Below are 13267 nucleotides of genomic sequence, written 5' to 3' on the forward strand. Positions count from 1 at the left end.
AAAATACCGAATTCTGGGGATACCGATGACACGATTGTTAACAACAATCGACATTTAGAAACCCCCTGCACGCCTGTCGGCTGGGGGTTTCTTTTTGTCGGGTCATACAACCATAAAGAGGGGTCAAGATGTTTCTCAGTCAAGCAAGTTCGGTCGCGCGAATGGGCGCCGTGGCCGGCGCGGTCATTTTGGTGGCGTCGTGCGGCGGGGGTGGAGGGGGGGGTGGTTTTCTGCCGGTGGTCGCAGCGAACCCTCCGGCCACCGTCCCGCCGGTCGTGAATCACTCCATTGGCGGCACGGTCACCGGCCTTGCCGGCCATCTGGTGCTGCAAAACAATGCCGGCGACGACCTCAAGCTGTCGGCCGATGGCAAGTTCACCTTTGCAACGACCCTGGTCGAGGGCTCGGGCTACAAGGTCAGCGTCCGTACGCAACCCCTGTGGCAGTTCTGCACCGTCACCAAGGACACCGGCACGGCCTCGGCCGACGTGAGCGACGTGACGGTGGCCTGCTCGGCCGCGGCGGCCAAGGTCGAGACGCTCGCCGGCACCGGCTCCTCTGGCACCACCGACGGCAAGGGTACGGCCGCATCGTTTTTCCTGCCTTACGGCATCGCCCTCACCAAGGATGGTGGCCTGCTCATCGGTGACTGGGGAAACAATATCGTGCGCAAGATTTCGCCCGACGCCGACGTCACCACGTTTGCCGGCGACGGAGGCTTTGCGACGGTGAACGCCAACGGCACAAAAGCATCGTTCGAAGACCTCGCCAGCCTCACCGTGGACGCGACCGGCAACGCCTTCGTCGCGGACGCCGGAGGCCATCGAATCCGCAAGATCACACCGGCGGCCGATGTGACCACGGTGGCGGGCAATGGCACGAACAGCACGACCGATGGCAACGGAATCGGCGCCACCTTCAGCAAGCCCGTGTCGGTGGCCGTGGATGCTGCCGGCAATCTGTACGTTCTGGAGTATGGCGGCGGCGTCGTTCGCAAGATCAACCCGGCCGGCGATGTCATCACGCTGGCCGGCAGCAGCCCGCAGGGCTTTGCCAACGGCACGGGAACCGCCGCGAAATTCGGGAGCGGCTACAACATTGCCATCGATGCGTCGGGCAACCTCTACGTCGCCGACAGCAGCAACCATCGAATTCGCAAGATCACCCCCACCGGGGTGGTCACGACCCTTGCAGGGACGGGGACGGCCGGTGCCGCCGATGGACCCGGGAGCTCCGCGACTTTCTCCGATCCCCGTGGCGTGGCTGTCGATGCGGACGGCAATGTCTACGTGGCCGATTTCGGGACCAGCCTGTTGCGCAGGATCACACCGGCAGGGGTGGTCTCCACGCTCGCCGGCCAAAAGGGTGTTATGGGTGGGCAGGACGGCATCGGCGCGGCTGCCACGTTCAATCAGCCGCAAGGGCTCACGATCAACGCAGCGGGCACGCTGTATGTCGCCGACACCTACGGCAATTTGATCCGCAAGGTCACGCCGGTTCAGGCGCCCTGATGCGTGCTGCGGCGCGCTGCGGCGACGTGCGCCGAGCGCGTCGCCGCGTGCAGGAAGCGCAGGCGGCCGCGCCGGCAAAGAAACCCGCGGCAAGACCACCGGCGAAAAAAACCGCACCGGTGCGCCGCGGTCGACCGCGAGGCCATCACATCGATGCCGGACCATGCCGGCTGGCACCTTGCGCGCGCGTCGATGGTGTTCCTTGCCATCAATGTCGCAGACAAGCTCACTCCATGAAAACGCTGCTGGCCAAGTAGAAGGGGCCGCAAGATGCGAGGCCTCCAGTGACCTGCATCAAGGTTCCACGCGCTCGGCGCCATAGGAGCCTGCGTTGATGTTGGAACGACAGGATCAGGTCGACGACGCGGCGTGTACCTGCGGCGTCATACGCGCGCTTCCGAGCCGTTGATCCAGGTCTTGGATGACGTCGAGTCGATCACACAGCTCGCTGGACATCGTTGTGCCAACTTTGCGAACAAACCAGCGGCCGGAATTCACGATTTCGTCGTAGTCCCATGCCTGAAACCAGCGGGACAACGAGGGGTCGATCAGATGCAGATTCGATGCGTCCCAGACACCCTCACCGCTTACAGACTCGGCGCCACGCTGAAGCGGCGAATTGGCAATCAAAGTGTGGAAGTAGATTTCGTCCGGCGCTTTCGAGTACCGGAGAAACCGCTTTACGACCGCCTCGTGCGGGTAGCTGGCGAGATAGTCGACTGCAGCAGGGGTCAACGCCCACCACTGCGAGCCGAAATACCACCGCGGAAATAGAGCGAACGAACGGCGTCCCAGCTTTCCCGCGAATTGCAACAAACCGCGCAAAAGGCGCGTCAACGACACCTTCCGGCCATCAACCGGGAGGTCTTCATAAAACCAAAAATGGCGCGTTCGCTGGCTCAGCTTGCGCGTGCCTGCCAAAGGGATGGTTTTGATGAAATTGGTAGACGAGTTCGACTGTGAGAACGAGCGAAATTCCTCGAGTGCTCGCACGGGATAGCAACTTCCCGAAAGGAGCACGAAGTGACTGACGCTTGCTGCCTCAAAGCGACGGAGCGCAGTGCGCATCAGGCTCAGCGTGCCATCGACCTGTGAGATGGCGCCCCAGCGCACATCAACCCGGTCCTCCACGTAAACGACATTCGGACTCTCGACCTTGAAAGCGAACTCGTCGACCTTGGCGTCCACATGCACCACGCACCGGCCAACCGACAGGAGCAGTCGGAGCAATCGCTTGACGTGCGTGGGGTCGCTGTGGACCAGCAAAAGGAAGACTGGGGTCATTTTTCGCCCTAAGGTCGCAGCGCAACTGCATTTCTCGTCTCACCCGCGCAGCTTGGCGTCGCGATCACGCGTGCGCTCAAACCTGCCCCCATGCGTCGTCCTCGAACAGATGCAAATTCCGTATGCGAAAACAGCCCCCTGTGGCCTGTGCGTGGATTTGCAACATTGGAAACTCATCTTCCTTTTTCATGGAGCGCGCACCAATGGCGCAGCCGTGCCTCGATAACTTCTGCTGCTGCACCCCGCTCGTTCAAACAGCGCAGCAACTCCAACGCAAACGCTCGAGTGCCATGCCACTCCTAGTTTCGGAAATAAAAGTATCTCGCCAGTGGCGCCCTTTAACAAGAGGGGCGGGTACCCCATTGCGAACTGCACCATTCCCAGCCGCTCTATCTGAAATCGATGCACTTGCAAAGTGGAGCGCCACGTAACAGGGGAAAAGACTACGCCTCGGCATGCAAACCGCTTACAAGCCGACTGCCTTCCAAGCGTAATTTGCGGATGCAGTTTTACTGATCAGACAAACGCTTTGAATCGGTTCGCAATACGCATCCAGCCGGTGCTGCGAGCGGTTGGGCGAGGCCGGGCGGCTCGCCAATCAAGCCACCGACATCGTGGTTTGACTTGGACTCATCAGCCTCCACGAATTGGGGGGCGATTCAGGTATGCCGACTGGATGACGACGACTCCCGACAACGTAACTCCCACTATCTCCGGAGATTCAAATGAAGACGATAGCCAAGCGAGCTCGGTACCGGAACTCCGCTGGCATTGGACCGAATCCTGTGAGCGCGAGTACGTCATGCCTGGGCGGGTGAACGCATTGACGCCACGCGCAGACTCGACCTCGTGGCCTGAGTCGAAGCTCATCGCATGAACGAGTCCGACCCGAACGCCGGCCTGATCGACCTGCTCCTGCGCATCGGTGACAAGGAGGAACTGGCTTTTCGACTTCTTTACGAGCGCACATCCTCCAAGCTCTTCGCTCTTGCCATGCGCGTTGTTCGGCAGCGCGAGTCGGCAGAAGACGCACTACAGGAGTGTTTCATCACCATCTGGAAAACCGCCGCAAGCTATCAAAGCTGCATGAGTCCGCCCTCCGCCTGGCTGGCGATGATTGTGAAAAGCCGGGCGCTTGATGCAATGCGCAAGCACACGTCCAAACGAGGCCCTCTGACTGACGAGTTCGATGAGTTGACGCCGTCTGAAGAATGCCAGACCAACTCGACAGACCCCATGGATGCGGCTGAGATCCGCGAAGAGGTGCTTGCTCTTCACGAGAGTCTGACTCGCTTGCCTCAAAGGCAGCGCAGCTTGATTTTCTTGGCCTTCTTGCAGGGTTTGACACACGCCGAAATTGCACGAATGCATGAGTTGCCCGTCGGGACAGTGAAATCCTCCATCCGGCATGGCCTTGCGAAACTCCGGCTGGACATGAATGAAGGCGGCGGGTCGCCAGCGGTTGTCGGCCGCGCCGATGCGCATGGCCTAACCCGACGTCATGGTCGTTGACGAAGCCACCTGCCGTGAGAACGTGTCGAGAATGAGCTGCGCGGTTTCATGCGGAGCATCCCAATGCGGGAAGTGGCCGCATCGTTCGAACCAGTGCATTTGCGCATCGGGAAACAGGGACAGTGCACGCTTCGCCTGGCGTGGCAAACAGACCTTGTCCTGGCGGCCCCAGCCGATCACGAGCGGTGCATCGATGCTGCCGCGGGGAGCGCCTTCCTGTTCTTCGCCATAAGCCAGGTGACGCAGCAACTCGTCAAAGGAGAGTGCGCGCGCATAGCTGCGCATTTCGTCAAGGACGACGGCGGGATCGAGCGCCCAAGGCCTTCTGGAAAACTGCGCCAGCAGCAGGGTGCGTGCAACCTTGTTGGCGGCGATGGCCGGCATGAGCGGCTGCAACATGCGCACGGCGCGAATCGAGAGCCAGATCGAGGAGAAGAAGGCGTGGCGCTCCCAGCCGCGCCAGAAGCCTCCGGGATCGAGGGAAACGACAGATCCCAGTACGCCGCCGCGGCGCGCCAACTCGAGCACGAGCCGGGCGCCCATCGAACTGCCGACTGCGTCCACGCCGCGCAGGCCCTGCATGTCGATGAACGAAGTGACTGCATCGCACAGCGAGCGAATCGAAGTTTCACCGCGCAAGGCTGGCGTGGCGCCGAAGCCGGGCAAGTCGACGGCAATGACGTCGTGGCGTGCAGCGAGTGGTTCCCAGATGGTGGACCAGGATCGGGCGCTGCCGCCCAGCCCGTGGATGAGCAACAGCGGCTTGCCTGTGCCCGACCGCAGATGATTCATCTTCATGGAATAAACCTTCTGTTGGAACCAAATCGCGAACTTGTCCGGATGCGCAGTGCTGACACGCAGCCGTGGGAAACCTGGCGGCTCCGATGACCGAGCTCAAGTCACTTCTTGAATGAAGCTTGCAGCGCTTTGCCGCCCATCTTCTCGGCGTCCCTGGCCTTCATGACGACCGCGCCCATCCCAAAGAATTCGTGCGTCACGCCGGAGTAGATCTTGCGGTCGACCTTCACCCCGGCCTTCTTGAGCGCGCTTTGCAACATGGCACCGTCCTCGCGCAACGGGTCGATTTGCGCATTGATGATCGTCACCGGCGGCAGACCCTTCAGGTCGGCATGCACGATGTCCAGGCGTGGGTTCGCCTTGTCTTCAGGCTTGGCCAGAAGCTTGTCAACGAACCAGCCGATCATCGGCTTGTTGAGCGGTTTGGCGGTTGCGCTGTCGACATAGGACTTGGTGTTGAGATCGCCAGTTTGAGCGACCGGGTACACGGCGAGCACGTGAGTAGGCATTTGCAGGCCGGCATCGCGCACAGCGACGGCCGTCGACACCGCGAGATTGCCGCCCGCGCTTTCACCGGCCAGCGCCATGCGCTTCGGGTCGCCCTTCATGGAGGCGGCGTTCTCGGACACCCACTTGTACGAGGCGAGCGCGTCGTCCCACGCAGCAGGAAATTTCGCTTCGGGCGATAGGCGGTAATCGACCGAGACCACGATCGCATTGGCCTGCTTGGCCAGGGCACGCGCGCCGCCGTCGTACACCTGCTTGTCGGCAATCACCCAGCCGCCGCCGTGAAAATACACGACGACCGGGAACGGGCCCGCACCATCGGGCGTGTAGACGCGCGCCGGCAGCTTGCCCACGGCACCTCCAACTTCGGTGTCGATGCTTGTGACGCCAGGCACCAGCGCGGTCGGTGACGTGTCCTTGCCCTGCTTCTTGAGCACGGCCATTACCGCATCCGTCGGCGTGGGCTGCTTGCGAGCTTCTTCAGGGGTCAGCGTCTCGATCGGTTTGCCTCCGAGGCCTGCCAACTCGGTCAGCACCATCTGCATGTCGCCGTCTGCCTTGAACTTGGTGCCGGTCGTACTCATGGTGTCGGCAGCCTGCGCAAGCGGTACGAATGCAGAAACGGAAATCGCCACGGCGCACGCAGCCGCTGCCTGCAGGGAGGGCCGACGCGGCGAGACGGAAAGGAAGATTTTGCTCATGACCAGATCCTGAAGGTGTTGTTGATCGATTCATTCCATTGGGGTTGATGACGCCAAGCTGACCGGACTTGTCCGGACCATGTGTAGGAACATGCCATGTGATGGACATCTCATGCTCTCCTACGAGGTGGCCCGCCAACCACCCACGCGAACCCGTTGGGCCCAGCCGAAAGGTGCGGAACCGGTCGGGTTTCGGCCGGCATCGCGGAAGCATCGAAGCATCCGTCCCTCGACCCTTCAGGAGATTCAGCATGATCAAGACATCCACCCTCATCGCCGCACTGGCACTCGCCGCTTCCGGCGCCGCTTTGGCACAGGGCACGCCGCCCAACACGTCCTCGCCGAACCCCGCCACCGCGGCCGGCACGCAGAACCCCACCGGCGGCCCCATGGGCACAACCGGCACGACGACGCAGAACAACTCGGGCTCGAGCATGAGCGGTGGCACGCAAGGCTCCGGCAACTCGGGCATGAGCAGTTCGAACAGCTCGGGTAGCTCTGGCAGCATGAGCACCGGCAGCACCAACGACACGAACGCCATGGCGTCCACCCAGTCGATGCGTCCGGCGCGCGCCGACCGCAACTGACCGACGCGCATGAGCCGAGGCGCGTCGATGTACGCCCGCGCTGCATGGTGCACCGCCCTGGCCGGTGTGCTGCTGGCTCCCCTGGCCAGCGGCGCGGCCCAGGGCGATGCGCAGCGGCTCGCCCACGCGGCGGTGGCCGCCAACGACAACAGGTCGGGGCCGTTCGCGGTCGTCGACAAGCAACTGGCGCGCGTGTTCGTGTTCAAGGGCGACGGTGTGCTGCTGGGTTCGTCGCCGGTGTTGCTGGGCCTGGCACACGGCGATGCATCGGTGCCGGGCATCGGTGAGCGAAAGATGTCCGAGATCCGGCCCGACGAACGCACCACGCCGGCGGGCCGCTTCGCCAGCGAGCCCGGGCGCAACCTGTCTGGCGAAGACATCGTGTGGGTCGACTACGACGCGGCCGTGTCGATGCACCGCGTGCGCCCCAACGTGAAGGCCGAACGTCGGCTGGAGCGCCTTGCCACCCCCACGCCCGACGACAACCGGATTACCTTCGGCTGCATCAACGTGCCGGCGGCTTTTTACGATGCCTATGTGAAGCCGGCGCTGGGCCATCGACAGGGTGTGGTCTATGTACTGCCCGAGACGACCACGGCGGGCAAGCCGCTTTTCAACTTCCCGTGATCGCCGCTCGGGCGGGTCGAAAAAAAGCAGCGGGTTCACCGCTGCAAAGACCATCGAATCGTTGACGGCACGCCGCGCGAGGCGGCGTTCCCTTCGTACCTCAGGCCTGGGGCGGATCGTTCTCGCGACCGAAGTGCCGATGGGCGCCCATGGCCGCGATGAAGGCCTCGATGGCTTCACCGGCGCCACCGGCATCGGCCAGGATGAGCCCCGGGTCCGCCGAACCGTCCGGCATCGTCATCGGGATCTGCGCCTCGGCCAGCAGTGCTTCCGAAGCGCCCAGTGCCAGGATGGTCTTGCAGTGCCAGTACTGGTCGCGCAAGAACTCCATCGTGTGCGCGTCGGCGTCGAGCGCCTCCACCGCCTGCGCGCCATCGGGCAGCACCAGCGCATCGAACAGGAAGCCGGGCGAATTCTCCATCGTCGCATCGACCGCGAATTTCTCGCCGCCCGCGCCAACGCACGTACCGAGCCGCGCACCGACCAGCCGCGGCACCGCACCCTCGGCCACCAGCGCCGACACCAGCTTCTGCAACGACGTGCCTTCGACACCGTTGGCCACCAGCACGGCCACCTTGCGCGTGCGGATGCCGCCGTCGCCGGGCCGGGCCATCAGCGACAGCGCTGGCGATTGCTCGACCTCCGGTGCCGCCGGTGTCTCCAGTGCCTTGGGCAGCGGAGCAGGCAGTTCCATGCCCAGGTCCTGCGCCAGCCGCTGCGCCAGTTCGGGCGACGCATTCAGCAAGCTGGCCACCACGCGCTCGCGAATGGCCGGCACCGTGACCTTGGAGAGCTCGAAGCGAAACGCGTTGCCGATATGCGCCTGTTCCACCGTGGTCTGGCTCTCGAAGAAGAGCCGGGCCTGCGTGTAGTGGTCGGCGAACTTCTCGGGCTTGATGCGCACCTTGTCCGCGCTTTCCTTGGCGTCGAGCCGCCTCGCGATGCTGGTGAAGCCCTGCGCCGCACCGGCTTGAAACGGGCAGCCGCCGGCCAGCGAATTCGGCTCGTAGGCCACGCGGCCCCGGTTGATCGCCTGGCGGTGCATGCCGTCGCGCTGGTTGTTGTGCACCTGCGCAATAGGCGCGTTGATCGGCAGCTCGTGAAAGTTCGGCCCGCCCAGGCGGCTGATCTGCGTGTCGACGTACGAATGAATGCGCCCTGCCAGCAACGGGTCGTTGGTGAAGTCGAGCCCCGGCACGATGTGCGCGGTGCAGAAGGCCACCTGCTCCGTTTCGGCGAAGAAGTTGTCGGGGTTGCGGTTGAGCACCATGCGCCCCACGATCTGCACCGGCACCAGTTCTTCGGGAATGAGCTTGGTCGCGTCGAGGATGTCGAAGCTGAACTGCTCGGCCTGCTCTTCAGTGAAAATCTGCAGCCCCAGCTCCCATTCGGGGTATTCGCCCGCATCGATGGCTTCCCACAGGTCGCGACGGTGGTAGTCCGGATCGGCGCCCGAAATCTTCACCGCCTCTTCCCACACCAGCGAGTGCGTGCCCAGCTTGGGCTGCCAATGGAACTTGACCAGAAAGCTCTCGCCCGCCTCGTTGACCAGGCGGAAGGTGTGCACGCCGAAGCCCTGCATCATGCGGTAGCTGCGCGGAATGGCACGGTCCGACATCTGCCACATGAGCATGTGGGTCGACTCGGGCATCAGCGACACGAAGTCCCAGAAAGTGTCGTGCGCGCTGGCGGCCTGCGGCATCTGGTGATGGGGCTCCGGCTTCACCGCGTGCACGAGGTCGGGGAACTTGATGGCGTCCTGAATGAAGAACACCGGCATGTTGTTGCCCACCAGGTCCCAGTTGCCTTCGTCGGTGTAGAACTTGACAGCGAAGCCGCGCACGTCGCGCGCAGTGTCCTTCGAGCCTCGCTCACCGGCCACGGTGGAAAAGCGCACGAACACCGGCGTGATCTTGCCGGCTTCCTTAAAGGGCGCGGCCTTGGTGTACTTCGTGAGCGGTTCGTAGGCCTCGAAGAAGCCGTGCGCGCCCGAGCCGCGCGCGTGCACGATGCGCTCTGGAATGCGCTCATGGTCGAAGTGCGTGATCTTCTCGCGCAGCACGAAGTCCTCGAGCAGCGCGGGGCCGCGCGCACCGGCCTTCAGCGAATTCTGGTTGTCGGCAACAGCCACGCCCTGGTTGGTGGTGAGCACCTGCCCGCTCGAGTCCACGCGCACGCGGTCGAGCGTGCCGATGGTGGCATTGACGCCCTCGGGTGCCACCGTGCCTGTTTTCTCGGAGCTGTTCTGTTCCGACAGCGTGCTCGCACCGGGCAGCCGCGACGGCGGCGTCACGGTCACGCCGGCCGGCGTGGCGCCTGCGTTGGCCTCGCCGTACTCCAACGGTTTGTTGTCGTTCGCCGGCATGCCGCTGGCGAGCGCCTGGGTGTCGATGGCTTTCTGCGCGGGTGCGTCGCCTTTGCCTGCGTCCGCAGGTGCGGGACTCGCCGGCCCGCTGTCGGTGTTGCGTGCGGCGGCGCGCGCCGCATCGATGCCGGCTGCGCTGGATGCCGCGATAGCAGGAGTCTTTTTGGCCATGGTGCCCTCTTGAAGTAAGCCGGCGATGCTGTGTACGGCACTGTGCCGTCGCTGTAGGAGGCCACCGCATGACGCAGCGCATGTGCGCTGACGTGCCGCCTTCCGCACGTTGTCCAGTCTGGCCCGATCAGAATCTTTCAAGGAGCCCCCATGAAGCAGAGCGCAAGCCGCAAGCAGATGTCACCGGTCAACATCGACCAGAACCGGGCAGTCGGTCAGGACAGCTTTGCCGAAGGCAGCGGCATGGGGCGCGAGACCAACAAGGCGCATGGCTTCCCCGGCGAAGCCGAGCAGAAGGCACATGTGGCTGAGGCCGCCGACGCTGCCGAATCGGCCAAGACACCGTCGCGCGAAGAAGCGATTCGCCATGCCGCGTACCAGGCCTACCAGCGCCGCGGCGGCGCGCCCGGCAGCGCGGCGGACGACTGGCTCGAAGCCGAGGCCGAGGTCGATCGGCAGCGCGGCTCCTGAACTTCTACGGCTGCTGCAGTCTTTGCGTCAGGCAGGAGATCAAGCCGACGTCGAGGGGCGCAAGCGAATCGGTATGGCCTTGGCCGCCGGCACCTTGCTTTTTTCGGCATGGTGCGCGAGCGGAATCAACGGGTTGCATTCGGGGTAGTAACCGCCTGCACACCCGGGCGGAATGTCGTAGCCCGTCACGCGCAGCGCCCGCACGCTGCGCGCGTGCCCGTCGTCGACAGCGGCGCTCACATCCACGTCGTCCCCCTCGGTCAAGCCCATGCGCTCGATGTCGTCGCGGTTCATCAGCAGCACACGGCGTGTGCCGTAGACACCGCGAAAGCGGTCGTCCAGGCTGTAGATGGTGGTGTTGAACTGGTCGTCGCTGCGCAGCGTCATCAGGCGCAGCACGTCGGGGCCTGTCTCGGGCGTGTCGGGGTCGGCGCGCAGGTTGCCGTAGCCCTTGAAATTCGCCTTGCCGTTCGGCGTCTTCCACACCCGCTCGCGGGCCGGCAACGGACGCGGAAATCCGCCGGGTGTCTTCAGGCGCTCGTTGAAGTCGTGAAAGATCTCGGGGAAGGCCTGCGCGATGTGGTCGCGCACCAGCGCGTAGTCCCCCACCCAGGCGTCCCACGGCACCTTCGCGTTCGGCGCCAGCGTGGCCTTTGCGATGCCCGCGACGATGGCGGGCTCCGACAGCAGCGTGTCCGCCGCGGGCTCGGCCACGCCGCGCGAGGCGTGCATGACGCCGGTCGAATCTTCCACGGCCACGGTCTGCTCGCCGCTGGCCTGGCGGTCGATCTCGATGCGGCCCTTGCAGGGCAGCAGGTACGACACCTTCCCATGCACGAGGTGGCTGCGATTGAGCTTGGTGGCGATGTGCACGGTCAGCTGCAGCTCGCGCCAGGCGGGCTCGAGCCGGTCGGAATCGGGCACGGCGCGCACGAAGTTGCCGCCGAAGCCGACGAACGCGCGCACGCGGCCCGCCAGCACGCCCTCGCAGGTCTCCACCGTGTTCAGGCCCTTCTCGCGCGGCGGCTCGAAGCCGTACAGCGCGGCGAGCTTGTCCAGCGGCGCAAGCTCGGGCTTCTCGGTGATGCCCACGGTGCGCTGGCCCTGCACGTTCGAGTGTCCGCGCACGGGGCAGATGCCGGCGCCCGGCTTGCCGATGTGGCCGCCGAGCAGCAGCAGGTTGCAGACCATCTGCACGTTCTCGACGCCCTTGCGATGCTGCGTGAGCCCCATGCCGTAGATGCCGATCACGGCCTTCGCCTTCGCGAACGTGGCCGCGGCGGTTTCAAGCTGCTCGCGCGTGAGGCCCGATTCGGACTCGATCGCTTCCCACGCGGTCTCGCGCAGCGAAGCAGCGAAGCCCTCGAAGCCTTCGGTGTGCTCGGCGATGAACGCCGTGTCGAGCACGCGGGCGCGGCCTTCGGCGCGCGCACTGTCGTCGGCGGCAACAAGCGCCTTGCACATGCCCGTGAGCGCGCCCAGGTCGCCGCCGTTCTTCACCTGCAGGTACTGGGTGCTGATTTGCGTGTGCGCGGGCGTGAGCATCTCGGTGGGCGACTGCGGGTTGACGAACTCGACCAGCCCGCGCTCGCGCAGCGGGTTGAAGGTGACGATCGGAACGCCGCGCTTGCGGGCGTCCTGCAGCTGGTGCAGCATGCGCGGGCTGTTCACGCCCGTGTTCTGGCCGAAGATGAAGATGGCGTCGCACAGCTCGAAGTCGTCCAGCCGCACGGTACCGACCGGCGTGCCGATGGTCTCGGGAAGCGCCACCGACGTGCTCTCGTGGCACATGTTCGAGCTGTCGGGCAGGTTGTTGTTGCCATACAGGCGTGCCAGCAACTGGTACATGTAGCTGGACTCCAGCGAGGCCCGGCCCGACGCATAGAACACCACCGAGGCGGGGTCCTGCGCGGCCAGCGAGCGCAGCTGCGCGCCGATGCCGGCAAACGCCTCGTCCCAGCCGACTTCGATGTAGCGGTCGCACTCCGCGTCCCACTTCATCGGCACTGTGAGCCGCCCGCCCTCTTCCAGCGCGTGGTCGCTCCAGCCGAGCAGCTCGGTCACGGTGTGTTCGAGAAAGAAGGCCGCGGGCAGGCGCTTGGCCGTCAGCTCCCACGCCGTGGCCTTGGCGCCGTTCTCGCAGAACTCCGCAGCGTGCGGGTGCTCCGGCTTGGCCCAGGCGCAACTCACGCAGGCGAAGCCGTCGGGCTTGTTCTGCTTCCAGAGCGCCTGCGCGCCGACGATGGGAATGCGCTCGCGCAGCAGGTAGCTGCCGACGGCTTTCAGCGAGCCCCAGCCACCGGCCGAGTGGGTGTACGGCTCGAATCGCGTTGTGTCGCTCACGTGGTGCTCCGGCTTTGTGATGTGAAGGCAAGGTAGGCCTTCGGCGAAGCAGGCCTGTAGGCCGCTGCCGAGCCGCGGCGTCGGACGCACGGGCTTCGGCGCAACCGCGGCAGCGTTCGCACTGGCACGCGCTGGGCGCTGCCCGCCGATTGGCTGGCATCGCCGGTGCCTGCGCGGCCGGGTCCACGCGACGTGTTTTGCTACTTCGACAACGATGCGAAGGTGCATGCCCCGGGCGACGCGATCCGGCTGGCGAGGCGCCTGGGCGTGGCCGTCGCTGGGTGAGTGCTTGGGGCTCTCGGCCACTCGCGTAGCCCGCCGTTCGAGCGCCGCGCCCCTCTTGCACTCAGGGGCGTTTACGCCTCTATTTAACGTTTACGACTTTATCGA

General features: G+C 64.7%; 10 protein-coding genes and 1 pseudogene. 6 read left to right on the forward strand and 5 right to left on the reverse strand.

What is annotated here, in order from left to right:
- The first annotated feature begins 128 nt into the window (after nt 1-128).
- Entirely contained in the window at nt 129-1511 is a 1383-nt protein-coding gene (locus tag ACSFA5_RS15965; protein WP_435445017.1) for an NHL repeat-containing protein, read from the forward strand.
- A gap of 351 nt (nt 1512-1862) precedes the next feature.
- Here the strand turns inward: ACSFA5_RS15965 and ACSFA5_RS15970 are convergent, their stop codons facing one another.
- Entirely contained in the window at nt 1863-2795 is a 933-nt protein-coding gene (locus tag ACSFA5_RS15970; RefSeq protein ID WP_435445018.1) for a beta-1,6-N-acetylglucosaminyltransferase, read from the reverse strand.
- 873 nt (nt 2796-3668) lie between these two features.
- On the opposite strand from ACSFA5_RS15970, the gene ACSFA5_RS15975 reads away from it, so the two are divergent.
- A complete protein-coding gene (locus ACSFA5_RS15975) occupies nt 3669-4307 on the forward strand; it encodes an RNA polymerase sigma factor (RefSeq protein ID WP_435445019.1) in 639 nt (212 codons plus the stop codon).
- Here the strand turns inward: ACSFA5_RS15975 and ACSFA5_RS15980 are convergent.
- Together ACSFA5_RS15980 and ACSFA5_RS15985 are read right to left on the reverse strand one after the other, a co-directional pair.
- Nucleotides 4284-5105 carry an alpha/beta fold hydrolase gene (locus tag ACSFA5_RS15980; RefSeq protein WP_435445020.1) on the reverse strand — a complete coding sequence of 274 codons (822 nt, stop codon included), beginning with the start codon at nt 5103-5105 and terminating at the stop codon, nt 4284-4286. The two genes, ACSFA5_RS15975 and ACSFA5_RS15980, sit on opposite strands and share 24 nt — an antisense overlap.
- A 101-nt stretch (nt 5106-5206) precedes the next feature.
- Nucleotides 5207-6313, reverse strand: coding sequence for an alpha/beta hydrolase (locus ACSFA5_RS15985; RefSeq protein WP_435445021.1), 1107 nt, complete (start codon nt 6311-6313; stop codon nt 5207-5209).
- Between the two features lie 251 nt (nt 6314-6564).
- On the opposite strand from ACSFA5_RS15985, the gene ACSFA5_RS15990 reads away from it, so the two are divergent.
- Complete coding sequence (locus ACSFA5_RS15990; protein ID WP_435445022.1) at nt 6565-6900, forward strand: proteophosphoglycan ppg4; 336 nt, start codon at nt 6565-6567, stop codon at nt 6898-6900.
- A 9-nt stretch (nt 6901-6909) separates the two neighbouring features.
- Complete coding sequence (locus ACSFA5_RS15995) at nt 6910-7527, forward strand: L,D-transpeptidase (protein ID WP_435445023.1); 618 nt, start codon at nt 6910-6912, stop codon at nt 7525-7527.
- Between the two features lie 100 nt (nt 7528-7627).
- Here the strand turns inward: ACSFA5_RS15995 and ACSFA5_RS16000 are convergent, their stop codons facing one another.
- Nucleotides 7628-10063 (reverse strand): catalase, encoded by a 2436-nt coding sequence (locus ACSFA5_RS16000; protein ID WP_435445024.1) that lies wholly within the window; start codon nt 10061-10063, stop codon nt 7628-7630.
- Nucleotides 10064-10213: 150 nt separating this feature from the next.
- Here ACSFA5_RS16000 and ACSFA5_RS16005 point away from each other — a divergent pair, with 150 nt between their 5' ends.
- The gene (locus ACSFA5_RS16005) at nt 10214-10534 is read left to right on the forward strand and encodes a DUF2934 domain-containing protein (RefSeq protein ID WP_435445025.1); all 321 of its coding nucleotides are present in this window, start codon (nt 10214-10216) and stop codon (nt 10532-10534) included.
- A gap of 39 nt (nt 10535-10573) precedes the next feature.
- Here ACSFA5_RS16005 and ACSFA5_RS16010 read toward each other — a convergent pair whose 3' ends face one another.
- Nucleotides 10574-12877 (reverse strand): FdhF/YdeP family oxidoreductase, encoded by a 2304-nt coding sequence (locus tag ACSFA5_RS16010; protein WP_435445026.1) that lies wholly within the window; start codon nt 12875-12877, stop codon nt 10574-10576.
- A gap of 138 nt (nt 12878-13015) precedes the next feature.
- Here ACSFA5_RS16010 and ACSFA5_RS16015 point away from each other — a divergent pair.
- Nucleotides 13016-13147 (forward strand): annotated as a pseudogene (locus tag ACSFA5_RS16015) (DUF72 domain-containing protein); the annotation flags it as partial.
- Nucleotides 13148-13267 lie beyond the last annotated feature (120 nt).

Origin of the sequence: Variovorax monticola (genome assembly GCF_051216855.1) — a bacterium.
Classification (GTDB): Bacteria; Pseudomonadota; Gammaproteobacteria; order Burkholderiales; family Burkholderiaceae_C; genus Variovorax.